The 25,172-nt window shown below is 67.1% G+C and carries 26 protein-coding genes and 1 tRNA gene; 21 read left to right on the forward strand and 6 right to left on the reverse strand.

Annotated elements, in window-relative coordinates:
- The first annotated feature begins 82 nt into the window (after positions 1-82).
- Positions 83-3,007 (forward strand): glycosyl hydrolase 2 galactose-binding domain-containing protein, encoded by a 2,925-nt coding sequence (locus ABD481_RS19510; RefSeq protein ID WP_344667130.1) that lies wholly within the window; start codon positions 83-85, stop codon positions 3,005-3,007.
- A complete protein-coding gene (locus ABD481_RS19515) occupies positions 3,004-4,656 on the forward strand; it encodes a beta-N-acetylhexosaminidase (RefSeq protein WP_344667131.1) in 1,653 nt (550 codons plus the stop codon). The genes ABD481_RS19510 and ABD481_RS19515 overlap by 4 nt, the downstream gene beginning before the upstream one ends.
- Positions 4,657-4,788: 132 nt before the next feature.
- Here the strand turns inward: ABD481_RS19515 and ABD481_RS19520 are convergent, their stop codons facing one another.
- Positions 4,789-5,469 (reverse strand): TetR-like C-terminal domain-containing protein, encoded by a 681-nt coding sequence (locus tag ABD481_RS19520; protein ID WP_344667132.1) that lies wholly within the window; start codon positions 5,467-5,469, stop codon positions 4,789-4,791.
- Between the two features lie 140 nt (positions 5,470-5,609).
- Here ABD481_RS19520 and ABD481_RS19525 point away from each other — a divergent pair, with 140 nt between their 5' ends.
- The 6 genes from ABD481_RS19525 to ABD481_RS19550 all read left to right on the forward strand — a co-directional run bounded on the left by ABD481_RS19525 (position 5,610) and on the right by ABD481_RS19550 (position 11,218).
- Positions 5,610-6,623 (forward strand): zinc-binding dehydrogenase, encoded by a 1,014-nt coding sequence (locus tag ABD481_RS19525; protein WP_344667133.1) that lies wholly within the window; start codon positions 5,610-5,612, stop codon positions 6,621-6,623.
- A gap of 444 nt (positions 6,624-7,067) precedes the next feature.
- Complete coding sequence (locus ABD481_RS19530; RefSeq protein WP_344667134.1) at positions 7,068-8,015, forward strand: YdcF family protein; 948 nt, start codon at positions 7,068-7,070, stop codon at positions 8,013-8,015.
- Positions 8,016-8,118: 103 nt separating this feature from the next.
- On the forward strand, positions 8,119-8,706 hold the full coding sequence (locus ABD481_RS19535) for a 3'-5' exonuclease (RefSeq protein ID WP_344667135.1): 588 nt from the start codon (positions 8,119-8,121) through the stop codon (positions 8,704-8,706).
- Positions 8,707-8,779: 73 nt separating this feature from the next.
- Positions 8,780-9,361: a hypothetical protein gene (locus ABD481_RS19540; protein WP_344667136.1), complete on the forward strand. Its 582-nt coding sequence runs from the start codon at positions 8,780-8,782 to the stop codon at positions 9,359-9,361.
- A gap of 90 nt (positions 9,362-9,451) precedes the next feature.
- Entirely contained in the window at positions 9,452-10,498 is a 1,047-nt protein-coding gene (locus ABD481_RS19545) for a redoxin domain-containing protein (RefSeq protein WP_344667137.1), read from the forward strand.
- Between the two features lie 51 nt (positions 10,499-10,549).
- A complete protein-coding gene (locus tag ABD481_RS19550; protein ID WP_344667138.1) occupies positions 10,550-11,218 on the forward strand; it encodes a TetR/AcrR family transcriptional regulator in 669 nt (222 codons plus the stop codon).
- A 974-nt stretch (positions 11,219-12,192) separates the two neighbouring features.
- Here ABD481_RS19550 and ABD481_RS19555 read toward each other — a convergent pair.
- Together ABD481_RS19555 and ABD481_RS19560 are read right to left on the reverse strand one after the other, a co-directional pair.
- A tRNA-Tyr gene (locus ABD481_RS19555) sits at positions 12,193-12,269 on the reverse strand.
- Positions 12,270-12,692: 423 nt separating this feature from the next.
- Positions 12,693-13,487 carry a hypothetical protein gene (locus ABD481_RS19560; protein WP_344667139.1) on the reverse strand — a complete coding sequence of 265 codons (795 nt, stop codon included), beginning with the start codon at positions 13,485-13,487 and terminating at the stop codon, positions 12,693-12,695.
- Between the two features lie 355 nt (positions 13,488-13,842).
- Here ABD481_RS19560 and ABD481_RS19565 point away from each other — a divergent pair, with 355 nt between their 5' ends.
- Entirely contained in the window at positions 13,843-14,502 is a 660-nt protein-coding gene (locus ABD481_RS19565; RefSeq protein ID WP_344667140.1) for a GntR family transcriptional regulator, read from the forward strand.
- A 2-nt stretch (positions 14,503-14,504) separates the two neighbouring features.
- Here the strand turns inward: ABD481_RS19565 and ABD481_RS19570 are convergent, their stop codons facing one another.
- From ABD481_RS19570 to ABD481_RS19580, 3 genes are all read right to left on the reverse strand, one after another.
- On the reverse strand, positions 14,505-15,053 hold the full coding sequence (locus ABD481_RS19570; RefSeq protein ID WP_344667141.1) for a GNAT family N-acetyltransferase: 549 nt from the start codon (positions 15,051-15,053) through the stop codon (positions 14,505-14,507).
- On the reverse strand, positions 15,050-16,975 hold the full coding sequence (locus ABD481_RS19575) for an FAD/NAD(P)-binding protein (protein ID WP_344667142.1): 1,926 nt from the start codon (positions 16,973-16,975) through the stop codon (positions 15,050-15,052). Before ABD481_RS19575 ends, ABD481_RS19570 begins: the two co-directional genes overlap by 4 nt.
- A gap of 111 nt (positions 16,976-17,086) precedes the next feature.
- Positions 17,087-18,454, reverse strand: coding sequence for an NsdA family TPR-like regulatory protein (locus ABD481_RS19580; protein ID WP_344667143.1), 1,368 nt, complete (start codon positions 18,452-18,454; stop codon positions 17,087-17,089).
- Between the two features lie 295 nt (positions 18,455-18,749).
- On the opposite strand from ABD481_RS19580, the gene ABD481_RS19585 reads away from it, so the two are divergent.
- The 12 genes from ABD481_RS19585 to ABD481_RS19640 all read left to right on the forward strand — a co-directional run bounded on the left by ABD481_RS19585 (position 18,750) and on the right by ABD481_RS19640 (position 25,146).
- Positions 18,750-18,953, forward strand: a complete 204-nt coding sequence (locus ABD481_RS19585) for a hypothetical protein (protein ID WP_344667144.1) — start codon at positions 18,750-18,752, stop codon at positions 18,951-18,953.
- Positions 18,954-19,206: 253 nt separating this feature from the next.
- Positions 19,207-19,737: a hypothetical protein gene (locus ABD481_RS19590; protein ID WP_344667145.1), complete on the forward strand. Its 531-nt coding sequence runs from the start codon at positions 19,207-19,209 to the stop codon at positions 19,735-19,737.
- A 142-nt stretch (positions 19,738-19,879) separates the two neighbouring features.
- Positions 19,880-20,242, forward strand: a complete 363-nt coding sequence (locus tag ABD481_RS19595) for a hypothetical protein (protein ID WP_344667146.1) — start codon at positions 19,880-19,882, stop codon at positions 20,240-20,242.
- Positions 20,242-20,490 carry a hypothetical protein gene (locus ABD481_RS19600; protein WP_344667147.1) on the forward strand — a complete coding sequence of 83 codons (249 nt, stop codon included), beginning with the start codon at positions 20,242-20,244 and terminating at the stop codon, positions 20,488-20,490. Before ABD481_RS19595 ends, ABD481_RS19600 begins: the two co-directional genes overlap by 1 nt.
- Before the next feature lie 179 nt (positions 20,491-20,669).
- Complete coding sequence (locus ABD481_RS19605) at positions 20,670-20,828, forward strand: hypothetical protein (RefSeq protein WP_344667148.1); 159 nt, start codon at positions 20,670-20,672, stop codon at positions 20,826-20,828.
- Positions 20,828-21,352: an ATP-binding protein gene (locus ABD481_RS19610; RefSeq protein WP_344667149.1), complete on the forward strand. Its 525-nt coding sequence runs from the start codon at positions 20,828-20,830 to the stop codon at positions 21,350-21,352. The genes ABD481_RS19605 and ABD481_RS19610 overlap by 1 nt, the downstream gene beginning before the upstream one ends.
- A complete protein-coding gene (locus tag ABD481_RS19615; RefSeq protein ID WP_344667150.1) occupies positions 21,349-22,173 on the forward strand; it encodes a hypothetical protein in 825 nt (274 codons plus the stop codon). The genes ABD481_RS19610 and ABD481_RS19615 overlap by 4 nt, the downstream gene beginning before the upstream one ends.
- On the forward strand, positions 22,161-22,565 hold the full coding sequence (locus tag ABD481_RS19620; protein ID WP_344667151.1) for an RRQRL motif-containing zinc-binding protein: 405 nt from the start codon (positions 22,161-22,163) through the stop codon (positions 22,563-22,565). Before ABD481_RS19615 ends, ABD481_RS19620 begins: the two co-directional genes overlap by 13 nt.
- Positions 22,566-22,661: 96 nt before the next feature.
- On the forward strand, positions 22,662-23,057 hold the full coding sequence (locus ABD481_RS19625; protein WP_344667152.1) for a hypothetical protein: 396 nt from the start codon (positions 22,662-22,664) through the stop codon (positions 23,055-23,057).
- A 102-nt stretch (positions 23,058-23,159) separates the two neighbouring features.
- Entirely contained in the window at positions 23,160-23,603 is a 444-nt protein-coding gene (locus tag ABD481_RS19630; protein WP_344667153.1) for a hypothetical protein, read from the forward strand.
- A 326-nt stretch (positions 23,604-23,929) separates the two neighbouring features.
- Positions 23,930-24,229, forward strand: coding sequence for a hypothetical protein (locus ABD481_RS19635; protein WP_344667154.1), 300 nt, complete (start codon positions 23,930-23,932; stop codon positions 24,227-24,229).
- Positions 24,226-25,146 carry a hypothetical protein gene (locus ABD481_RS19640; RefSeq protein ID WP_344667155.1) on the forward strand — a complete coding sequence of 307 codons (921 nt, stop codon included), beginning with the start codon at positions 24,226-24,228 and terminating at the stop codon, positions 25,144-25,146. The genes ABD481_RS19635 and ABD481_RS19640 overlap by 4 nt, the downstream gene beginning before the upstream one ends.
- Positions 25,147-25,172: the final 26 nt, after the last annotated feature.

Genomic DNA, 25,172 nt, shown 5'->3' on the forward strand with positions numbered 1-25,172 from the left:
GGCACCCGACCCAGGAGCGCCCATGGCACGTCGCCGTACACGGGGAAGAACTCTCACGGGGGCAACCGCCGTCCTGGGCCTCATGGCCCTGACGGCCTGGCAGACCAGCGCATTCGGCTCGGTGGCGAACCGAGCGGGCACAGCGAGCACCACGAGCACCACGAACACCGCAAGCTCGACTGGCGCGGCGGCAGCCCGCTCAGGCGCCGACGCGGCAAGGCTCACCTCTTCCGCCTTCGCCGACCCCGCCGCCCTGGCCACCACCGCCACCCTCGCCCTGGCCCCCACCACCGACAACACCGCCGTCACCAACCTCGGCGCCACCACCGGCTGGAAGGTCCTCACCTCCACCACCGCCACCCAGACCGGCGCCCAGATCTCCACCCCCGGCTTCAACACCTCCGCCTGGCTCTCCGTCGCCGCCGACGGCGCCGGCGCCCCCGGCACCGAGATCAACGCCCTCCTCCAGAACGGCACCTGTCCGAACGTCTTCTTCTCCACCACCATGAAGACCTGCTTCGGCCAGATGACCAAGGTCGGCCCCGAAACCCTCGCCCAGTTCTCCGTCCCCTGGTGGTATCGCGCCGACTTCCCAGCCCCGACCTCCGGCACCGGCTCCGGCACCGCCACCAAGCTGATCCTCAACGGCGTCATCGGCACCGCCGACCTCTGGGTCAACGGCTCCCAGGTCGCCGCCTCCGTCACCGGCGCCTACGCCAAGAACGTCTACGACATCACCTCGAAGCTGGTCTCCGGCACCAACTCCGTCGCGATCGAGATGCACCCCAACGACCCCACCGCGATGCTGACCCTCGACAACGTCGACTGGAGCCAGATCCCGCCGGACAACAACACCGGCATCCAGTTCCCGGTCCAGCTCTCCACCGCCGGTCCGCTCGCCGTCGGCAACGCGCACGTCAACCAGGCCACCGCCGCCGACCTGTCCAGCAGTGCCCTGACGATCAAGACCGACGTCACCAACAGCTCGGCCACCGCCCAGACCGGCACCGTCACCGCGACCGTGACCCCGCCCGGCGGCGGCACCCCGATCACCGTCAGCCAGAACGCCACCGTCGCCGCCAACACGACGACCACCGTCACCTTCACCCCGTCGGCGTTCCCCGCCCTCACGATCACCGCACCGCGGATCTGGTGGCCCTACCAGCTCGGCGCCCAGCCGCTCTACAGCCTCGCGACCTCGGTGTCACAGGGCACGACGACACTCGACGCCACCTCCGGGACCTTCGGAATCCGTACCGTCAGCTCCTACCTGACCGGTGCGAGCTCCGCCGCGCCCTCCGGCGTCCGTGCCTTCAAAATCAACAACGTCCCCATCGTCATGCGCGGCGGAGGCTGGGATCCGGATCTCTTCCTGCGCTACGACCCCGCCGACACAGCCCGCCAGATCGGCGTCATCAAAGCGATGGGCCTGAACAGCATCCGCCTCGAAGGCCACCTGATGCCGCCGGACTGGTACCAGCAGATGGACGCCGCCGGGATCCTGGTCAACGCCGGCTACCAGTGCTGCGACTTCTGGGAGACAACGACCTACACCGCCGCAGACAACGCGGTCTATCAGGCTTCGGCCCAGGCCCAGGGCGTCGTCCTCCGCAACCACCCCAGCGTCTTCAGCTTCCAGTGGAGCGACAACGCTCCGACCGCCAATCAAGAATCGCTGGCCCTGGCCGGTTTCGCGGCCGCCGACTACGCCGGCCCCTTCATCTCCTCGGCCGAGTACAAATCGAGTCCACAGCTCGGTGCCTCCGGAGAGAAGGAGGGCCCTTATGACTGGGTCCCGCCGAGCTACTGGTACGACACCACCCACACCGGAAGCGGAGACCTGACCAACGCCGGCGGCGCATGGGGCTTCGACTCCGAACAGAGTGGCGGCAACACCGTCCCGACCCTGGACTCGATCAACCGCTTCCTGTCGGCCTCCGACCAATCCGCCCTGTGGCAAAGCACCGGCGCGAACCAGTACCACAACAACTACGAGGGCACGAAGCACACCGGCTACCACTTCGGCACGCTCTACAACTTCGACACCGCACTGAGCAGCCGTTACGGCACCTGGAGCAGCCTGGCCCAGTACGTCCAGCAGGCCCAGGTCCAGAACTACGAGGACACCCGCGCACAGTTCGAAGCCTTCATCGCGCACTCCACCAACACCTCGGCCCCGTCCACCGGCACCATCTACTGGCAGATGAACAAGGGCTGGCCCACGCTGCTCTGGTCGCTCTACAACAACGACTACGACCAGGCCGGCTCCTTCTTCGGCGCCCAGCAGGCCGACAAGCCGCTGCACGCGCTGTACCAGCTCGACACCGGCAAAGTCACCGTCGACAACCTCTCCGGCACCACCCAGGCCGGCGTCACGGTCGAATCAAAGGTCTACAACACCGCCGGCGCGCTCCTGGACGATCGCACCTCCGGCACCCTCTCCCTGGCTTCCCAGCAGGTCGCCAACGGTGTCCTCACGCCCACCACCCCGACGGCCTCCGGCACCGTGTACTTCGTCGAACTGCTGGTGCGCCAGAACGGCACCGTCGTCAACCGCAACGTCTACTGGCTCCCGACCACCGCCGACTCCGTCAACTGGAACAAGACCATCGGCAATCCGCAGGCCAGCATGTCGTCCTACGCCAATCTCAAGGCCCTGCAATCCCTGCCGTCGAACACCTCGCTCGCAGTGTCCGCCGTGACGTCGAACGCCGCCGGTCCGGCAGGATCGGACAAGCAGGTCGCCGTCACCATCACCAACAACTCGTCCACGACCGTCGGATTCTTCCTGCGCGCCGATCTGCGGCGCGGTACGGCGTCGGGCACCGAGCTCAGCGGCGACAACGAGCTGCGCACGTCGATCTGGGGTGACAACGACATCACCCTGATGCCCGGCGAGTCGCAGACCGTCATCGCTTCCTACAGCTCGGCCGACCTGCAAGGAGCGACACCGGTGGTCAGCGTCTCGGGATGGAACATGCCGAAGATCGATGTGGTGGCGTCATGAGCGACTCCACCGCCACCCCCATTTCCGCTTCCCCCATCACTCCTCACGCCCCGGGCCGAGCCGTCTCCAGGCGGCTCCGGTCCCGGATTCGCAGGGCCCTGCTGGCGGCCGTGGTCGTCGCCGCCACGGGCTTCGGCGGCGTGCTCGGCTCCCCGGCCCCGGCGATCGCCGCCGCGACCTTCCCCAACGTCGTGGTCCCGGCGCCGGCCAGCGAGGTCGCCACCGGTACCACCTTCACGCTGGCCTCGTCCGCGACCGTCACTTCCGACGACGCCAACGTCGGCGGCTACCTCGCGGCGATCCTGCGCAAATCCACGGGTTATGCCTTGCCGCTGACCGTCGGCGCGACCACGCCGGGCACGATCGCGCTGTCGCTGTCCGGCGCGCCGAGCAGCGTCGGCACCGAGGGCTACCAGCTGGTGTCCTCGCCGACCGGTGTCGTGATCCGCGCGACTCAGGCCACTGGCTTGTTCCACGGCGTGCAGACGCTGCTCCAGCTGATGCCCGCCTCCGTGATGAGCTCAGCGGTCAAGCCCGGGCCGTGGACGGTGCCCGGCGGCACCATCACCGACTGGCCGCGCTTCGGCTACCGGGGCGCGATGCTCGACGTTGCGCGGCACTTCTTCTCCGTCGCGCAGGTCGAGCACTACATCGACGAGATGGCGCTGTACAAGGTGAACTACCTGCACCTGCACCTGTCGGACGACCAGGGCTGGCGCATCGTCATCAACTCGTGGCCGAACCTGGCGACCCACGGCGGCAGCACCGAGGTCGGGGGAGGGGCCGGCGGCTACTACACGCAGGCTGACTACCAGGCGATCATTGCCTACGCCTCGTCTCGCTACATCACCGTCGTGCCGGAGATCGACATGCCGGGGCACACGAACGCGGCGCTGTCGTCGTATGCGTCGCTGAACTGCAACGGCGTCGCGCCCGGGCTGTATACGGGTACGGATGTCGGCTTCAGCTCGCTGTGCGTCTCGCTCGCGCTCACCTACACGTTCATCGACCAGGTGGTCGGCGAACTGGCGGCGCTGACCCCCGGCCCCTACATCCACATCGGTGGTGACGAGGCCAGCTCCACATCCGCGAGCGACTATCAGACATTCATCAACAAGGTGCAGCCGATCGTGGCCGCGCACGGCAAGGCGGTCATGGGCTGGCACAACATCGCCGCGGCTCCGCTGGCCTCGTCGACGCTCGCGCAGTTCTGGGACACGAACAAGTCGAACAGCGCGTTGGCGGCCGCTGCCGCCAACGGGACGAAGGTCGTCATGTCCCCGGCGAACCATGCCTACCTGGACATGAAGTACACGCGCAAGACAAAGCTCGGCCAGAACTGGGCCGGCTATGTCGAGGTCAACACCGCCTATGGCTGGGACCCGGGCAACTACGTGTCCGGCGTCACCGGATCCTCGGTGGCGGGCGTCGAGGCGCCGCTCTGGACCGAGACGATCGTGACCAGTGCCGACATCGACCAGATGGCGTTCCCGCGGCTGCCCGCGCTGATGGAACTTGGCTGGTCGCAGTACAGCACACACAACACCACGTCCTTCGACCAGCGGCTCGGGGCCCAGGGTCCACGCTGGGCCGCGATGGGCGTGAACTACTACAAGTCGACCCAGATCACGTGGCCTTCCGGCTCGTGAGATGACCCGACGACGCGGGCCCGCTCGTCTGTCATGGTGATGCGATGCAGAACGCTGACCGTGAAGGCGAGTGGGCCCGTCGTTGCGTATGGATCTGCTGAATCTGCGCGAGCGGCTGTGTTTCTCGTTGCGCTATGCCGTTACCCCGCGTAGTACCTGGTCCACCAGCCGCATCGCGTCCTCTATCGCCATGACTTCGTGGAACAGGGCAAGGCGTGCCAGCACTGGCCCGGAAAGGGCATCGACGACGAGCGTCGGGTCGGTGTCGGCGCGGAGCTGGCCGGTTGCAATGCCGTGCCGGACGACGTCGGCCGCGCGGTCCAGTCGCTGATGCCAGTAGGCGGTGCGCTCGCGGTCGAATTCCGGTGAGACGGTCAGGGTGCTGAGCCGGACGAGTGCGGACCCTTGTGGCGTGTTCAGATAGTCAATCAGAGCTCTGACTGTCGCGCGCAGATCCTCGGAGATGTCTTCGCCGGCCGGAAGCGGCGGCAAGGCTTCGTCGGAATAGCGGGTCGCGGCCTCGTAGATGAGCTTTTCGCGGGTGCCGAACTGCCGGTAGAGCGAGCTTTCGTGGACGCCGGCCGCCGCCGCGACGCCGGCCATCGTCACAGCCTCCGATCCTTGCTCGGTCAGCAGGCGGACCACGACGTCGAAGACCGCTCGACGCATCGATTCGCCGCGGCGGCGCAGTGGCGGTGCTTTGGGGGGCTCCTTCAGCGGCTCTGTTTGGTTCTTTGTCTGAGGCTCCGCTGCGGTCTTCGCTGCCGTCGCTGCTGCCGTCTCCGCTGTTCCGGACTTTTCCTGCCTGCTCACGGGTACCGACCGTAGTAGCCGCCCTCGGTCCACGCAACGCAAGCGATCTTGCATTAGCTCGATCGGGGGCGTAGCGTCCAATGCAAGGCGACTTGCAATAATGCCGAGCCGCAGCCTGTGACATGCGAGAGGAGTGCGTCATGGCGACGATGCGTGCCGCACGTCTGCACCTGCCCACCGGGACGCTGAGCGTCGAGGACGTCGAGAAGCCGTCGCCCGGGTCCGGCGAGGTGCTGGTGAAGGTCGAGGCCGCCGGGGTGTGCCTGTCCGACGTGCACCTGATCCAGGGCCACCTCGGCCGTCCGCCGCACCTCGCCGGGGACACCGTCACCCTGGGCCACGAGGTGGCGGGCACCGTCGCCGAGACCGGTCCGGACGTCACCGGGTGGAAGGCCGGTGACCGCGTGGTGTTGCAGGCCGGAGAGTTCCGGGACGGCGTGGTGTGGACCCGGGGCGTCGACTACGACGGCGGATGGGCCGAGTTCGCGCTGGCCCGCCAGGACACCCTGGTCGCACTGCCGGACTCGATCCCGTTCGAGCAGGGCGCGATCATCCCGGACGCGGTCTCCACGCCGTGGGGCGCCGTCACCACCACCGCGCACGTCGGCCCGGCGCAGTCGGTCGGCGTCTGGGGCATCGGCGGCCTCGGTGCGCATGGAGTGCAGCTGCTGCGGGCGATCGGGGCTTGCCCGATCGTCGCCATAGACCCGTCGCCCGCTGCTCGCGAGCGCGCGCTCGCTTATGGCGCCGATGTCGTTGTGGACTCGGCCGATCCGGATCTGCGGACCACCATCCGCGACCTGACCGGCGGCCTCGGCCTGGAGTTCGCGTTCGACTTCGCCGGGGTGACCCCGGTGCGGGAGCAGGCGCTGCGGCTGCTCGCCCCGGGCGGGAAGCTGGTCCTGATCGGCTTGAGCGGCCAGCCGATCACGATCGAGAACAGCACCCGGTTCCAGGCCGCGCAGCACCAGTTGCTCGGGCACTACGGGTCGCAGCCGGAGGCGGTCGCGCAGCTGATCAAGCTCCAGGCGGGCGGACGGCTGGACTTCTCGGCGTCGATCTCCGGGGTGTTGGGCTTGGAGGAGGCCGCTGAGGCTGTGGAGCGGCTGGACAAGAAGGTCGGCGACCCGGTGCGGCTTGTGCTTCGGCCTTGAGCGGGGGCCTGCCTGCGGCCTTGAGCCGGCGCTCCGACATTGATCCGGCGCTTCGGCCTTGATCCTGGGCTCCGGCCTTGAGCTGGCGCGCTTCGACTTTGAGCGGCGACTGCGGCCTTTTACCGGTGCCAGCGCCGGTGTCGCGGTCTTTGACCGGCGCGAAAGGCTTGAACAAGTGCTGTGGGGTTAAACGGTGCCATGAAATCGAACTGGCGCTGTGGCTTTGAACAGGGCCGCGATCCCGGATCGGCGCGGAGGCTGATCCAGGAATCGCTCCCGAGGATGAGAGCCGTGGGTCTCGTGGCCGACGCGCAGTCCTTACCGGCGACCTAAAATTGCCTGGTCAGGACAACCCGTCGGCACACCCGGCCCGCATCCTTGGGAACCACTCTGATCGCTTATCTGGTCGCCGTGCTTTTTGCGATCCTCCTCGTCCGTTCGGTGATGCGCGACCCGCGACGGTTCCGTAACGCTGTCTACCTGGGGTCGGCCCTGTTGTTTCTGGCGCTGGGGCTCGTGGCCGGGCTGTCCCAGACTTCCGGGATGGGGCGGAAGTTGGCGATCGGCACCGTGATCCTGTTGCCCACGCTGGGGTTGTTGGCGTTGGTCTGGTTCCTGACGCTCAACGGCCTGACCATGCTCCGCAGGGAGGGGCGGAACGCCTCCAACTTGCTGTCGCTGGTGTGCGCGGTCGGCATCGTCGGCCTGCTTCTGTTGCTGGCATTGGCCGCGGGGACGCGGCACCACATCTTCATCGCGCTGTCGGCCGGCGCGGTGCTCGTGGTCGGCTACGTGGCGTTCTTGTTCTTCTGCTACCTCAGCTACGGCTTCGTGTATCGGCGGATGCCGGTGTGGCGCGGCGCGGACTTCGTGGTCGTGCTCGGCGCCGGCCTGCTTGGTGGACGGAAGGTTTCGCCGTTGCTGGCCAGTCGTCTGGAGCGAGGCCGCGCGGTGTTCGCGTTGCTCGACGAGCGCAAGCAGCCGATGCTCATCGTCTCCGGCGGGAAGGGCACCGACGAGCGGCTCTCCGAGGCCGAGGCGATGGCGAAGTACCTTGTGGAGCGGGGGTTCCCGGCCGAGCGGCTGATCCTGGAGGACCAGTCGCGGACGACCGAGGAGAACCTCATCTTCAGCTCGCGACTGATGCGGGAGGCCAAGCCTCAGGGATTCCGGTCCGTCGTGGTCACCAACGATTTCCACAGCTACCGCGCGGCGTTGATCGCCAGCGACCTCGGAGTCCCAGCCCAGGTGGTGGGGTCGCCGACGGCCGGGTATTTCCTTCCCAGCGCGACGATCCGGGAGTTCATCGCGGTGTTCGTGCGGTACTGGAAGGTGAACGTGCCGATCTGTGCGTTGCTCGCCGTCCCGGCTCTGGCGTTGCTGGCGCGCTGACTGTGTTCTGATCGAGGTTCTGATCGAGCCCGAGTTCTGATCGAGCCCGAATCGGGAGGCGCGCCTACGCCATTGAGGTGTGTGCGCCCTCGAAGATAGGTGGGTGAACGGATACGCAGTCGTCGATGTCGAAACTTCGGGCTTCCACCCGCCGGTCGCGGAGATCGTGGAGATCGCGATCGTCCATGTGGACCTCACAGGTGCGGTGACCGGTAGTTGGGACAGCCTGATCCGCCCGAACTCCGGGGTCGGTGCGACGCGCGTGCACGGCATCACGCGCGACATGGTGGCGCGGGCGCCGAGCTTCGAGGACGTCGGCCGCGAACTGCACTCGCTGCTGACCGATCGCATTGTGGCCGCCCACAACCTGCCGTTCGACTCCAAGTTCCTCGTCTCCCACTTCGCGCGGATGGGACTGAACTCGCCGGAGATCGCCGGGGGAGTGTGCACGCTGCGCACCTCGCAGGCCCTGCTTCCGGGGCCCTCTTACAAGCTCGCAGACTGCTGCGACGCTGTCGGTATCGAATTGACCGACGCGCACAGCGCTTTGGGCGATGCGTTGGCGACCGCGCGACTCTTGGGGCGTTTCGTCGCGCGGGGTGTGAACCTCGGCGGGATGGCGGTGCGGCAGGTCTCGGTGCCGCAGCCGCGTTCCGAGTTCGGCGGGCAGTTCTTGTCGCGGGCGCGCTGATTCCAGCAGCTGATTCGAACTGCCCCCACATCACTGACAGAAGATGTCAGCGGTCATGCCGCATCGTGAAGTCATGACCGCAGACACCCAGTACTCGCAGCCCGCTCAGCTCGCCCAGTCCTCGCAGCCCTCGCAGTCCTCCCAGGGCTCGCAGGATTCCCAGGACCGCGCCACCGACGGGCGCCACGACTTCGACTTCCTGGTCGGCACCTGGGCCGTGCACCACCTGATGCTGGCCGATTTCGCCGACCCGGCCTGCACGGAGTGGGTGGAGTTCGACAGCACGCAGTGGATGATCCAGACCCTCGGCGGACTCGGCAATGTCGACAATGTCACGATCGAGAAGGGGCCGAGAGGCAAGCCCTACCAGGGGATGTCGGTGCGGCTGTTCGACGTCGAGGCCGGCTTGTGGCGGATCTGGTGGGCTTCGACCTCCGCGCCCGGACACCTGGACGCGGGGGTGACGGGACGCTGGACCGGGACGCACGGCGAGTTCTTCGGCGACGAGGTCCTTCAAGGCAAGCCGATCAAGGTCCGCTTCGACTGGAACGTCTTCAACCAGGACACCGCGCAGTGGGAGCAGTCGTTCTCCTACGACGACGGCGAGACATGGGTCCACAACTGGCGCATGTCGTTCACCAGGACCGCGGAGTGATCTCGACAGACCTGCACTGATCCTGTTGCCTTCCCGCGATAACGACGTTATCGTTCTTGTAACAACGTTATCGATGGCAGGGAGGCCGCGATGAACTTCACGATCCTGGACGACCACCGTCCGACGGTCGTCGACGCGGAGCTGGCCGCGGACGGCGAGATCCTGGTCGCGGTCTCCGATATCCCCGAAGCCCTGGGCTGGGAGCGCAAACCCCAGGGCTGGTGCCGGGGCGACGTCTGCATACCGGCGCGGGTCGCCGAGAGCGTCGAACGCGACGGCGACCGGGTCGAGCTGGCGGCCTTCGCGGACCTGGTCGACCGCCCGTACGCGGCCGCCCCGGCGCTCGGCGTCGCGGCGCTGGGAGTGTCGGTCGCGGAGCGGGAGTCCGCCCTGGCCGGCGGCCTGGCGCCGGACTTCGAGCTGCCGGACGTCGACGGCGTCCCGCACACCCTGAGCTCACTGCGCGGCCGGAAGGTGGCGCTCGTGTTCTGGGCGTCGTGGTGCGGATGCCGGTACGACCTGGCGGAGTGGGAGCGGCAGCACCTCGCACTGAGCCCGCACGGCTTCTCCGTGGTCAGCATTGCGATCGACCGGCAGCCCGCCGACGCCGAGCCGTGGATCCGCGAAGCCAAGGCGACACATCCGGCCCTGATCGACGCCGACGGCAGTGTGGCGGACCGCTACCAGGTCCTGAACGTGCCGACCGTGGTGTGGATCGACGAGGAGGGCAAGGTCGCCCGCCCCAACGACACCCAGTTCGCCACCGACCTGTTCCGCTCGATGAGCGGCCTGGACTCGGCGCAGGCGCTGGCGGCCCTGGAGCGCTGGGTCCGCGCCGGAGAAGGCGGCCTGACCACCGACGAGGTCGCCGAGCACGCACCCCAGGTGACCGCCACCCAGCAGCAGGCCCGCACCGAAGCGGCCCTCGCCCTGTGGCTGCACCGCTCCGACCACCCCGCCGAAGCCGCCGACCACTTCGCCGCCGCCGAGAAGCTGGCCCCCGAAGACGTCACCATCTGGCGCGGCGCGATGCCCCTGCTCGGCGTGGACCCGATGGGGGACGAGTATTTTCGGCGACGAGAAGCCCTCACCGAGGCCGGTATCCCGATCTACCGTCCACTGCCGATCTGGCAGTGAGGCGATGACCGGAAGCCCGACCAGCAGACTCGAACAGCGCGGGGTACGGAAATGACAGAGAACCCGGAAACGGCCGACAGCTACGAGCCCGTAGCCCCGGGCGTCTACGCCCGGGCCCAGGCCCGCGGCCAGGAGGTACTGCGGGCGTCACTGCTGGACGTCGCAGCCCGCCTGCTGGCCGCCGAAGGGCCGGCCGCCCTGACCATGCGCCGCATCGCCACCGAAGCCGGCTGCTCCACCATGGTCCTCTACAAACACTTCGGCTCGAAGGACGCCATCGCCACCGCCCTCTACCTGGAGGGCTTCGCCCGCCTCAAACGCCACCTGGACGCAGTCCCCCGCGGCGACGACCCCGCCGAATACCTCGCAGCCCTAGGCCGCGCCTACCGCGAAAACGCCCTCCGCGAACCAAACTTCTACGACGTAATGCACGGCCCCGGCATCCCCGGCTTCACCCCCGCCCCCGAAACCACCGCGGCCGCCAAACAAAGCCTCCAAGTCCTCCACGAAGCCGCCCGCTGGTGCATCGAAACCGGCCACTTCCACCCCGACTCCGACCCCACCGAAATCACCGACATCCTCTGGGCCGCCGCCCACGGCATCATCAGCCTAGAACGCGCCGGCCACTTCCCCCCCACCCTGGCCCCCCTCCGCTACCGCACCCTGACCACCGCCGCGGCAGCAGCCTTCACTACTGCGGCAGCTGAACCCCAGCCGTAGCTGGCTCACAATTGCCAACGTCCACACCATCAGGCTGAAGGCGGAGCCCTCAGCCCTGGCGTTGATTCATGCAAGCTGCCTGGTCGTCAATAAGCATCGCAGGGCGGTGCTTCACTGTGCGTGTCATGACGGGTGCTTACTGCGGTAGATTCTTCGCGCAACCTCCGAGAGCGACCACGGGGCCTGAGACATGACCCGTGCGCCGCAGGGCGACGGGTCATGGGCGTGTCGAGCGACATGCCTGGTCTCCTACAGGAGGTGCGTGTGATCGACGGTCCGATTCCGGACGGCGTCCAGCCGGTACGGGAGCAGCCAGACCAGAATCCGGAGAGCGCCACGCCGGAGGACGATCACCCGCCGCACGATCCTGACGGGTCACACTGGAAGCCACCGAGCGACAGCCTTGCTGGGTGGTCCAACGTCGTGGGAGCAGCGGCGGCGGTCATAGCCGCCGTCCTGGCGGCGATTCCAGTGCTTCACGCCCTCCGCTAGGGGCGAGAGGGACCTGGCCTTGCCCGGCCAAGTCCCTCCGCTCTGGATCGCGCGGCCAGCGGTCCCGAATGCTCCTGCCAGGGGTCTCGGGGCCGCCCCTTATTCTCTGTATCCAGATGCCCGACTAGCCTGCAGTTGATTCCCAGCAGTCGCATGTCATGCCGTTTGCCGAGTGCCCGCAACCGCGTTCACCGTTCTGACCAGCCGCTCTGTCACCTGCCGGCGCCCAATCGACATGACCGATGGGGCTAAAGTAATCTGCCTCGGCGCTCAACCACAAATACAGAAATTCTTATATATTCATAACCTGGATGGCTTCGACTCATACTGAGGAAACGTGCTCGTAGCTTGACTGTGAGCCTTGGCGCCGTCGACTCGGTAGGCGCCGAAGGTGCGAGTACTTCCAGCCAACGCTTAGGGCCCGGTACCGATGTAGTCGGTACCGGGCCCTAACGAGCACTTCGCCTTGCGATCAAACCAAGTGGCGGGTCCAGGATTCGAACCTGGGTAGCTTTCGCGACGGATTTACAGACGCCTCGCCGCCCTGATCATCAGGGCTGTGACCAGCAAATGAAGGAACGAGCCGTGCAAGCGACCCGCCAGGGAGCGCCCGGGGAGCGCGATCATCGAGCCTGCCCTGAGTGGCAGAGACTCGTCCTCCAGTACCCCAGCTGAGCTTGCTACTGGTGAGCCTGTCAGAAATCACCACAATTAAGAGTCTTGGGGTGACTGCGGTTCGGTCGCATTGGGCTGCGGTGCAGGGCAGAGCCGATGGTGCAGGGGGCGGCTACCGCCCGGTCGGCTCGCCCCCTGTTTGTAAAGCCCTGACTATGCCCTCGTAGATCAACTATCCGAGCACGCAAACCCGCTGACCTGCTCGCCTCCGACGTGATGCCCTTGAGTGTCCGCCAGTCACCGCGAGATCCGCTTCATACGGGCACGTGGCGGGCGCGACTACCCGCCGACCGCACGCGGCGGTACGTCAGCGAATGATCGGCATGGGAAGGGGCAACCCGTTCTGACAGTGACCAGAATACATATAGCCGCCGATGTTCAGGAATCCCGCGCGATTCGTCTTGCCGTGCTGCAAGTCCAGGCCAAATTCCTGGAGCCGGAGCCCGACCATTAGGATCGTACTTGGAAATTGCGCCCGCGATGGGATTTCCCCAAATAGGTTGGCGGCCTCTTCCCGAGAGGGTACTTCTCTAAATTCAAGTTTAATGAAGTCGCCGTCAGGGTAGACCACTTCCAATTCACGCCCCCTAGGCGGGCACGTTACTCGCGTCGCATCAGCGAGATCCGTCCAGGCATTGTCTTCCATGACGAACCTCCAGCCCTCCGGCCCAGGCAGCTTCAAGCTGATTCGAATCATGCCGTCAACGCGGCGCCACCAAACGATGGGCTCACCGTGAAGGAGTACAAGGTTGGGTGTTTCATGGAACCACAAATTGCCGAAAACGAAATCCAAATCTTGGCGAAGCCACTTAAATCGACCGCGTAGCTTCTTGGAATTTTCGATTCCGACCCTCTTAAGCTCCCTGAGCTGATCATCTGTAAATCCGCCGCTGTCCGCGTGGCCAGCGCACTCAACGCAAAGCGCAATCATGCCTTCAGGTCGGTGATGCTTTTCGACTCGCCATGGCGGATCGAAATGGTGCCAGCTCAGGAACGGACTCTCGCAATCGGGAACCGGACACACGAACCCGACTTCGGCGGCGAGGATCTCCCGAACCGCTTTGTACGGAGTTCGGGATCGGGGCGGGTTCGATGCGGCCATACGCATACGGTACGACGGGTGTTCACCGTCCATGCTGCGAATGCCGATCTTGCGTCCCGGACGCGCGCAGCTCGAACACGTCCTGGAAAGTGATCACACGCTGGTGAGACCTACGCGGCTCGCGCGTAGTCGCCCGGGTCGGGACGTAAGGCGACCACTGACTAGCTAGGCGCCCCTCAACGCTCGGGGTCAAACTCCAGCTTGAGTGCTTTGGTCAGCACGCTGACGAAGTGGCAGGACAAACTAGGAAGAAGGGATCCAAGCTGATACAAGTCGTAGTGGTTGCGTGGGGTCGTCACCTGCGGTTATTTGCCACACCTCGGTAAGCTCACCTTGAGGTCTCAAGGTTAGCCGCGTGGAGGACAGCCCGACGATGACATTGACGACGGAGCGAGTCGCCGCAGCGCTAGAGCAGCGCCTCGCCCAAGGTACCTACTCGCCCGGCGATCTCGTCCCGTCTGCTGGCGACCTCAGCGCTGAGTTCGGAGTGGCGGTAGGTACTGCCCGCCGTGCGCTTGCCCTGCTCGACGCCCGCGGTACGACGATCGGAGGTGGTCAGGGCCGGCGGCGCCGATTCGCGGACAAGGACCAGGGCACGGACCTCGCCACCGCCTTTGACCGCATCCGCGCCCACATTACGAACGGTATGCATCCCTCCGGCACGGACCTTCCCTCCGAGGCCGACTTGGTTGCGGCGACTGGGTTCTCCCGCTATGCAGTTCGCGAAGCATTGGCCGAGCTGGAACGAATTGGCGTGTTGGTGAACCGTCCCGGCCGCCGCCGCCAAGTTGCCGGCGATTACGAAGCAGCGACCGCGCGGTACGAGCAAATCGTGTCCGCGATCCGTGATGACGTGTGGCAGGGTCGACTAGCTCCTGGGGCCCGGACGCCTACCGAACTCGCGCTTTGCGAACGCTTCGAGATGAGCCGTGTTACGGTCCGGCGTGCACTTGCTGAGCTGGAGAAGATGGGCGTTCTCGTGAGAGATGAGGCTGGCCGGCGGATCGTGGCCTGACCTCATCGTTCAGGCTGTCGCCACTCGTCTTCAAGAATCACGTGGGTGATTGAGTCGCGCCATGCCCCATGAGTGAAGACGTGGTCCCGGATTCGGGCCTCTTCCACCATCCCGTTCCCGCTCATGGCCCTGGCCGAGGCAGCATTCTTCGGCGACCGTGCTCCCCATATGCGGTGTAACCCGAGCTGATCGAAGCCGAGTTGCAGCAGCAATCGCACAGTCTCGGTCCCGTAGCCCTGTCCCCACACTGACGGGTTCAGGGCGAAGCCGATCTGGCCGGCGCGATGTGCTTCAAGCGCCAACCGGGCGTAGCCGATCAGGCCCGGGTCTTCCTTCAGCGTCACAGCGAGCGCGTAGACGGTGCGTGGGTCAACCTGAGTGTCCGCGATCCCGCTCGCGATGACGCTAGCGACGGAGTCGAGGGGACGTGGGTCGAAGCTCAGATGCTCGGTCGCGACCTCACTTCCGTAGATCTCGAACAACGCGTCGACATCGTCCTCGCGAAGCTCGCGGAACGTGAGCCGCGGGCCTTCGAGCGTGATCGGGTTCATGAGTTGACCATAACGGCCCGCTCGCCGTTGGCGGTAGAACCCTGATCCGCGAGTCCTTTTAGGAGCTGGCGTGCCGTGACGTCGTTCTGCCGGAGGATGAGCGAGTTCCGTCCAGGGAAGATGAACGCCGCCTGCGCGCCAGACGTCGTGTACGACCCGAGCGCGTACCGGCGCGAGTGTGCAGTGCCGGCCGCAGATAGAACGCGGCCGTCAGAGCGATTCACCAGGAGTTGGCCACGGACATAGGACCGGTTTCCAGGGCCGGGCAGAACCTGCTCGGCAAGCTCACCACGGTTGTGTAGCGCGCGGACCAGTTCGTCGGCAGACCGTGACACAGTCGCGTCTGGCAGTCGACCTTCAATCAGCGTTCGGGCCGTGACGGTTTCCGGGCTACTCGCACTTCCCGCACGGAACAGCCCGGTTGCCGGGTCCGCCTCGACCCACATCCCGGCTCCGAGGAACCGCACGATTCCCGCTTCAGACAAGGCGATGAGCTGCCGCAGCCGCGTGGCCGGCGGACCTGAGCCCACCTGCTTCGCGAGACTGGCCAGCTGAGCATCTACCCGGTCCTGGACGTCCTGCGGGTCCAGGTGTGACAGCATCACCTCGTCCGTCAGCTGCTCCAACACCGATTCGACCCCGTGGACAATGCAGAGGTCCGCGGCGTAACGACGGTCAAGTCGTCGCGAGAGGTCACCTCGGATATAGCCCCGGACCCAGTCCTGTAACTGCTCCGGTTCGAAACTCTGATCACTCAACGGCCGAACCACAGCATCGAAGTCAAAGCGCTCGCGTGGGTCGGGAACGAACTCCGCGATGAGCGCACGCATCTTGCTTGACCCCCAGGCCGCGCCTGCGAACCGCGCCGCGAAGTCGTCAAGCGCCGCGGGCTCGATGCCATGCTGATGCAGGTACTCGTGGTAGTACGCCCACGCGATCTCTTTGACGACGAGCGGCGCGACGTCACGGTCGTAGTTGAGGCTGGCCGAGGTAGCCAGTTCCTCCGCGGCTAGAAACCGCGGCAGGTCCGCCGGAGGCGACGTCAGCCGGTAGTTCGGCTTGCCGTGATGGGGAACCCCTCGGCGCGAGCCTGCCACGATCACCGGCTCGCTGCCCGACGGGATGTAGTCCAGTGATCCATCCGCGCGCTCGCGGAATGAACCGCCCCGGCCCTCGGTGAGCATCGCGGTGAAGTCGATGAACGCGAGCCCCAATCCCCGGATGATGACCGTCTCGCGAGGCTCGACGGTGCACAGGTTCACGTCGGCGGAATACGCCGGCGGGACGTAGAAGAGATCCCTCTCCTCCGCGAAATCCTGAAGCGCCGCTTCGCGCGTCGCCAGCCTCGCATCGAGGTGGCCGACGGCCAGGACGACGGCGTCGACGACGATCGGGGCGTGATTGGTCAGCATGACCGACTGCTGGCCGGTCGGAAGGTCCGCGACATCTACCGCTTTGTCCTCGATCACGTGCAGCGCGACAGAGAGCGGCAACCGGTCACGAATCTCGGCAAACGCCCACGTCAGGTACGCGCTCACCAGCCTGCGGCTCGCGTAACTCCATTCCCCCAGCTCTTTGACCTCAGCGATCAACTCCGGGTCTTCGGGGGCGTCGTACAGCCCCGAGCGAACGGCCTCCGCCCACTCCGGAAACGACAGCCCGGGGCAGATCGGCCCCTCGCAGACGACGCTGTTGTCCGTGAACATCGTGAGGTTTCCAGCTATCGAGTTCGCCTGAAGTACGGGCGGCTGGTCAACCCTCCAAACCCGCCCTGGCCCAGCCGGGTACGGGTCGATCAGGTACAGGTCGATGTGCTGCCCAGGCAGCAATTCAGGCACGTTGGCGCCGATGCGCTCGACGAGGCTGACACCGCGGGTGCCGGCGCCGACGATGGCGATCGAGGAGCTAAGCTCGCGATCCAACTAGCTAACCCCCAAAAGAGCTGTTCTCGGGCCATAGCTGAACATTCCATTCCAGCGTAGGGCACGGGTCCAGCGTAGACGGCTGGCCGAGGTGGGTGAAGCAGAAGCGGATCAGCGGGGCAGCGCCGCGACAGCAGGAGTCTGGCAGAAGTCCTCGATCTGTTCGCGAATGTCGGCGGCTCCGGAGACCTGCCGGAAGGCGGCACCGCGGAGCGCTTCGTGGACATGCATCATGCTCGTCCGAATGCCGTTGATCCGTCGCTCGGCGGGGAGGTCGAATACCGGCCCGAGCGCGTCCACCGCGCCCTCCAACTCGCCGTTCGCTAGGCGGCCCAAGGCGAGGTCGGTCCTTGTCCCCGCCTCGTCGCTGAAGCTTCTGATGGTGGCTGGCGCATCCTCGTAGGCGCTCAGCGCGATGCCAGCCGCAGACTCGGAATCGACTGCTTCGCCCGGCAGCCAAACCAGCGCGTCCGCCGCGTAGTAGAGCTGCCGTGGCCGAGTGAACGTCAGGATCCCGCCGTACTGGTCCAAGTCATCGGGCAGCGTCTGATCCCAGGCCGATTCCGCCTTCAGAATCGCGGACTGCGTTCCCTCGACATCGCCGAGTGCTGCGCACGCCCGAGCCTCAAGCGACGAGAGCCAGATTCGCGCGGTGCCAGCGGTGCGGCTGGCGAATGGTTGCCCCATACGCGCGTACTTGATGGCGGTCTGATGCTGGCCAGCCCAGTACGCGACCATCGATTGCAAGCCGCGTATCCAACCCTGCATGCCGTCGTGAGCCGCATTCTCCGCGCAGATCACGGCGGTGCGCGCGTGGGTCATCGCTGACCGGGGATCCCCAAGGTCGTGGCTGGCCTTCGCCAACATGCCAGTGCCGATCGCAGCGAGCAGATACAGCTCACGCGCTTGCTCAGGACGCTGGCGCTGTTCCAAGTACTGGAACGTCTCGTTCTGGACGTCGATCAGGTCGTTGAGGATCAGGGCCAGCGGTTTCTGCGTGTAGTCGGTCGCGAGCCGCTGAAGCTCGAACTGGATGTTCTCGATCGTGTTGTTTCCCACGCCGCTCGCTTCCGCGAACTCGGCGAAACGCTGGGCTCTGCGCGCTGCCATTTCGAGCTGACCCTTCAAGTCCTGCCCTGGCTCCGCGCGTACAACTTCCAAGCTCCGGGACGGCAGGACAAGACCGCTTTCCCAGGGCTCGGCAGCCGTTGAAGCGTCCGAGGCCTTGGCGAACAGCTCCTCGACCGGGCGGTTGAAGAGGCGTTCGAGGACGCGGCACTGGTCAGCTTGCGGAAGTGTCTTCACCTGGCCCGACGTCCAGTTGCGGAAGGTTCGCACTGCGACAGTCAGCGTTTCGACACGTGGATCCCGCTCTTCCTCAGCCAACTCCCGAGCAGTCAGCTTGAACTGAGTGTGAAACCCCTCGTAGGTCCAGCGACGCTGGGCCACGAGGGCTTTGAAGAGTGTCCCCTCCGTCATAACCGCTCCAGACACTACGTCTCGACAGGTTCAGCGTCGCGCGTGATCGCCCAGCTCGCCAGGCTCGCCGCCGGAGATGCACCTGGAGTGCACCCAGATTGCCGCGAGTGCACCGAGGCCGCACTCGGGCGGCAACGCGATGGCACTAGCCGCTGATCGCATCATCGGATCAGCACCTCACCGAGGGTAGCGGATCGCAGGGTTCTACGAATGCCTGCCGATCGCTTGACAGTAGGGTCCGAAGGAGCTTGCATTAGCGATGTCGGACATCATTAATACAGAAGGGTTCACAGTCATGGCTCACTCGACGCGCTCGCGGTCGTGGTTCCCGGGTCGTCTCGTCGCGCTGACCAGCTTGACCGGCATCGAGGTGATCGACCCCCGCCAGCGGGCCGCGATCCAGGTGTCCAAGACCACGATCCACGGCACGCCCGCACAGCTCCGGCACTTCGCGCGTCAGATCATGGCCGCTGCCGAACTGGCCGAATCGGGTTCCTGACGCTCCCGGTCCAGCCCGCAGGGGCACTTGCGGACTGGAGCCGAGGCCGTCAGGCCGATGGTTCTCTAACCACCGAGTAAGCACGAGCCGGTTCTGCTCCATTCCGGGATTGACCTTCTTAGTCTCCCGGCGGGCCAGCTCAAAGACGGGACGCCGCGCGTGTCGTGGCGCCGTCTCCGATACCTGGCGTACGCGTTGGTCTCGGTCCTCAGATGCCGTCGGTACGGCGGCCGTGTCGCTTTTGGAGGGTCAGATGCCCCGTCACAACGGCGAGCAGCACATCATGATTTCGGAGTTGCCGGTTCATAAGTACGCGCTGATCTGGGCTGGTGAACATGTGGTTCCGCACGGGATGAGTGAGCGCAAGCAGGCGGCGTTGCGAGAGGAGCGGCCGGCGCCGAGCGTGGTGTGTCCGTCCTGCGGGCACTGGGGCATGTTGCACCGCGGCATGCTCCGGGGACACTGCGTTCACGGTCGGCGTGACCACGGATGCGCCGAACGTTGCGGCGGCTCCGGGCAGCGCTACATCCTCGATGTGGGCTTCCAGGACTGGTCAAACCGGCTTGCGCAGGCCACAGCTTCGACCGATACCCGTTCGTCGAAAGCGCCGCGAGGATTCCCGATCGGCTTCGTCTGCCGTGAGCCCAAGTTTCCGGTGCCGGTGCCGGTGCCGGTGTGCCGGCCGGTAGCGGCATCAAAACACGAGTGCACTTCGCCCCCTTGCCGGTGCGAACAGTGTGTGCATGACCGGCGCCGCTCGGCGACTTCCCAAGCGGTTGCGTAGCAGAACGTAGCGCGTACACCCAAGCCCGGCCTGAGCCTCTTGCGAGGTTCGGGCCGGGCCTTTCGGCGGTGAAGGATCGAATCTTCCCGCTTGCTGGAGGTGCCCTATGGAGCATGACCCGAAACTGTCTGAAAGGTCCGCGTTGAAGGCTCACGGTGTCGCCCGCCTGTCCTTGGCCGCTGCGGGTGCGTCGATCGTCGGCGCTGCGGCGACGGCCCAGTCCGGTGGGCCGGTCCACTTCGTGTTCGCGGTCGGCGCGTTGGGGTCGCTGCTGACGATGGCGGCGGCCCACGTCGCGAGCGGTTCGGACCGGACGCAGACCCGCGCCGGTGAAGGCCTCGCCGAGCAGGTGTCCAGTGTGCCCGCGCCGGCACCGGCCCGGGTCGCGGTGGCGTTCGCGGTGCCAGTCGCCGTCCCCGTCGCGGTTGCGGCCGAGGACGAGGCCGAGCAGGACGTGCCGGAGCTGGCCGGCCCGGCCGTGCCGCAGGCTCGGCGGGCCGCCTGATGGCCGGGATCGACTTGGCCACGGCAGCGTGGATAGAGATCGGAATCGGCGCTGCTGCGGACGGCGATCGTGCCCGTTCCGTGTCGGCACTGATGGCGATCTCCGATGAGGCCTGGGCGCGGATCCGCGCCCGTGTCGGCGATGAGTTGTTCGCGGCCTTCACCGCGCCGCTATCGGAGCCGACCGGATCGGAGAACTTCGACCGGCACGCCGACCAGGCTTTGGCCCTGGTGGCACCTCGGCACTAGGCGCGCCTGCTGCCTGGCGGTCGCGAACCAATAGCGAAGAAGGCACGTCTTGAGGCCTCGGCCACTGCCCTGACGGGGCGGTCGCCGGGGCCTTTCGCCATGCACGCATACCCATGCGAAACGCGGCCCCGTCCTGGGTAGACCGGCCGCGTTTCGCCTCCGTTGAGGAGGGTTCCATCATGGCCCCGATCGTCCGTGTGACGCCACGGCTGGACGCGCCCCCGCTGCACACCTGCGGCACCGTCCACCGCGCCGGTGTCGTCACCGTCGGCTGCCCCGGCTGCCGGCTCCGCACGCTTGCCCCCGCGCCGGTGCTGATGCCCGTAAGGGGGCTGTGATGACCAGCGTTCTGGACCGCGTCCCGGTGCTGCCGGTTGCGGAGACCTTCGGTGTCGCTGTGCGCGAGGTGGTCTTCGACACGGTGCGGGAGGCGCGGCTGGACCGGCGTACTCCGGCGCCGTTGGCCGATGCCCGCGCGTTCGCCGTCGGTTGCGCCTGGGACTGGCACTTGAGCGAATCGGACCGCTCCAGCCTGGTGCTGGTGGTCGATGAGCTGGTCGGCAACGCGCTGGTGCATGCCGTATGGCCGGCCGGGCGGCTGGTGCTGCCGGTCCGGTTGACGCTGCTCGGTCGGCACGTGTGCATCGAGGTCCGGGACTTCGATGCGCGTCTGCCGCGCTGGCCCGGCTCGCAGGTCTGGGACCTGTCGGTCATCGACGGCCCTGCCGGCCCGGATGCTGAGGAGTTGGTGCGCGGTCACGGGCTCGGGATCGTCTCGGCGCTGTGCGATGACCTGTGCGCGCTGCCCGAGCCCGGCGGCAAGGTCATGCGGGCCACCATCCCTGTCGGTGGTGGGCGATGACCGGTGCTACGACCCTCACTCGGATCGCCGGGCACCGGCGCAAGTGCGGGTGCGGGGGTTGCCGGGCCCGGCAGGCGCGTTACCTCAAGCAGCGTGAACTGGCGGTGCTGCGGGGGACCTGGCAGTACCCGGTGCCCGTCGAAGGCGTGGCCGCGCGGCTGGAGGAACTGCTCCAGGCCGGGTGGACCGTGGCGCAGGTGGCTGCCGCCGCGCGGTTGAGTACCGAGTGCGTGCGCAGGCTGGCCGGTGGGCCCGCCGTGTCGCGTCCGGCCACTGTCCGCGCGGCGACGGCCCGCGCGCTTGCTGCGCTGGGCCCGCGGTCCCGGCTCGCCCCGACGGTGCCGGACGGGATGCTGATCAATCCGGTCGGCAGCATGCGGCGGCTGCAAGCGCTGGCCGCGATCGGTTGGCCGCAGGCCGAGCTGGGCCGGCGGCTCGGCCTGGCGACCACACCGATGTCTACGGATCCTTCGATCACTGCCGGGCGTGCCCGAGCCATCGTGGATCTCTACCGCCAGTTGTGGGACGTGCCGGGCCCCTCGCACCTGGCGGCGGCTCGCGCCCGCGGCCGGGGCGCGGTGCCGCCGACCGCGTGGGATGACGACACGATCGACGACCCGCGCGCTATGCCCAGCGGAGCGGCAGACCCGTCAGCGGCACGGTCGCACGGCTGCCTCTCGCGTGAGTACACCTCGGGTGAAGTGGCGTTCCTGAGTGCGGCCGGTGAGACGAATGAGAACATCGCCGCACGGCTGCGGATCACGGTGAAGTACGTCGAGAAGATGCTCAGCGCACAGAACAAGGCGCGATGCCTCGCATAGCGGTCCGGTTCTACGACCCGACCGGGAGCCGGTACGGGATCCCGACCTACCCGTGGCGCCTGGCTCCCGACGGGCTGGCCACCAAACGCCAGCTTGCCGCTCTCGGCCTGCGCCCCGGCGGTGCCGCGGTGGTCGCACAGATCATGTGGAAGCAGCGCAGCGGTATCGGGGTCGCCTACCTGTATCGGGTGGCCGATGCCAAGCCCAAGCGTCCGCCGACCGCCGGGAACTTGAGGGCGGTCGCGGCGATGCTGGCCGCCCGCTCCACCTGTCAGCAATGCCGAAAGGTCTTCGAATACTGCCTGCCGGTCGACCGGGTGTGCCTGTACTGCACAGACCCGGAACAGTTCTCCAACCACGATGTGCCGATCGCTACGGCGGTCGCCGGATGAAAGGGGATCGCCGTACAGGCCCTGGTCACCGCTGATGTTGCGGTCGCCGGGGCCTTTCGGGCTGTCCCGGTCATCAAAGCCAGCCAAGGAGAACCCATGAGCGAGCAGATCCACGAAGGCCCCCAGTCCGGCGCAGCCGACGCGGCGCAAGTGTTGTCGCGGGTCATCGCGCTCGAAGACGGCGAGCACAAGCTGGACAGCTGCGACTTGCGGTGGACCGAACAGCGCGGCTGGGTGTTCAGCGCGCAGTCCGGCACCTACATCGACGAGGCCGACGACATCGACCTCATCCGCTGGTGGGCTGACGCGCTCGACGGCGTCACGCACCTGGCGGAGACCAAGTCCTATCAGCTCGGATCCGTGCGCCGCTTCTATCGCGAGCTGAGCGCCCGAGCCACCGTCTCGGGGATCGCCGTCGAGATCTGGAATCACATCGCCGTCCGCGAAGAATCCCTGGAGACCCCTGCCGCCGCCGTGGCGTACGCCACCTGACAGCACCCCAGCCCAGGCGCCGCCCAGGCCCGGCCCGCCCCCGCATGGGGGGTCGGCCGGGCCTTTCGGGCTGTCCGAACCCTGATGAGGAGGGGAAAGCCTATGCAGACCCGACGCTCGGCAATCCTGGCCTGGCTTACCGGCCGCACCAACCCCCGCCGGGCACCGGCCGCCGCACCGGCGAGGGGCCTGGACCCGGCGGTGCAGGCGCGAGCGACCGAGACAGTGCTGAACGACATCTGGCGCGAGCGGCAGGCCCAGCTGGACAAGTGGGGGGTTCAGCACCGCCTGCCCGGCACCGGCGCCCACAACGCGCGACACGACGCGAACGTGATGCGGCTGCGCTGCCAGGCCGCCGAGAACACCGGCGGCGCCACCTGGCGTGACGTGCTGCTCGAAGAGGTCTACGAGACGCTGGCCGAGATTCACCCGGCCAGCCTGCGCAAAGAGCTGGTGCAGGTCGCCGCGGTGTGTGCGGCATGGATCGAGGACATCGACTCCGACGCCCCGCACCCGAGCTCCGCCGAGGAGGCGACGGCCCAGTGATCGCACAGGCTGTCATCGCCGCACTGCTCACGATCGGGACTCTGGCAGTGGCCAAGGCCGCCTCTCGCTGGTCCCGGCCGGTGCTGACCAGGCGGCGGCGCGACACGGCCGGGGCCGCCTCCGCCGATGCCGCCTCCTTTGCGACGGCTTCCGCTGATGCCTTGGCCGGCGGTGAATCCGCGCCTGACGAACCACACTCCACGACGTAGAACCCTGCTCCCTCGATCAGCCCCGGCCCGGTGCCGGGGCTTTTCGCGGTGTCCGTGACTCCACCGGCGGCGCACAGGCGCCAGGTGCCGCACCCACTGACTAGGGAGCTGATCTGTATGGGAATGGTCGTCCTGCTCATCATCGCCGCCGCCGCTGTCTTCACCGTTGCCAAGGGCACGCTGGGCGCCTGGTTCGCCAAGCCCGGCGACCCGGCGCAGCGCGTCGTCATCGTCTCCCCGGCCGGGCCGACCCTGTGGCAGCGCACCGCCGGGTTCATCGTCGGCGCGTTGTTCGTCGCCGTGCCCGCGGTGCTGCTGCTCAAGCAGACCGGCCAGCACCACGAACCGGTCACGAACTACTTCGCCCCCACGGTCACCTCCACCACGCTCCCGAACACCGCCGGAGGTAACCGATGACCATCAACCCGGACGAGGTCGCCGACCCCGTTCTGGCAGGGCTGCGGCGGGAATGGGCGACGGCACGCCGGGCCAACCGGACCGTGCAGATCATCGTGCTCATCATCGCCGCCATCATCACCGCCGTGGGCACCGGCAACGCCCACGACGCGCTGCATCACTCCACCGCCGACCCGTGGGCATGGCTGCTCTACCCCGGGGTGGAGGGTGCGCTGATCGCCGAGCTTCAGATCTCCGCGCACCTGGCCGAGATGGAAGCCCGCAAAACCGGCGAGGCGAAAACCGACGGATTCGACTGGGGATTCGGGCTGCGCATCGTCACCGGCATCGCAGCCGTGGTCTTCAACGTCTTCTATCCCGCACAGCACAAGGATTACTCCGGCGCCGCTTTGCATTCGCTCGGGCCGATCATTCAGGTATTCGTTATCGAAGCGCTGGCGCAATTCCGCAAGCGCTACTCCCGCATCATCATCGACCGGGCAACCAAAATCGCCGAACGGGAAGCGAAAACCGCTGCCCGCAAAGCCCGCACCCAAGAATCCGCCGTACCCGGCGCCGTACTCGGCATCGGGCCCCATGGCGTACCCGGACAGCGGCCGAGCCCGTACCTGATGCCTCCGCAGGGCCCCGGGTACAGTCCGCCGCCGCCCGCCGCGAACCCCGCCGGCGGACCGGTCTCGTCGGTCGCTGCCGGGGCGCCCAACCCCGGCGGCGGGGCGAGCCCCGAGACGCTGAAGGCACGGGCGATCAAGCTCGATGCCGAGTACCGGAAGGCGTTCGGACGCCCGGCGTCCATCAGGGCCCTGAAATCCGGTCTGGGGATCGGCCAGGACAAGGCCGCCGAGATCCAAGCGTGGCTGGCTGACCAGCCGGACCCCGCGCCCACAACCCGCCCCAGCATGCCCGCCCAGCCCTGAGGCGTGGTGCCGGACCCGGGCCGGGT

Source organism: Catenulispora yoronensis (assembly GCF_039531695.1).
Lineage (GTDB): Bacteria > Actinomycetota > Actinomycetes > Streptomycetales > Catenulisporaceae > Catenulispora > Catenulispora yoronensis.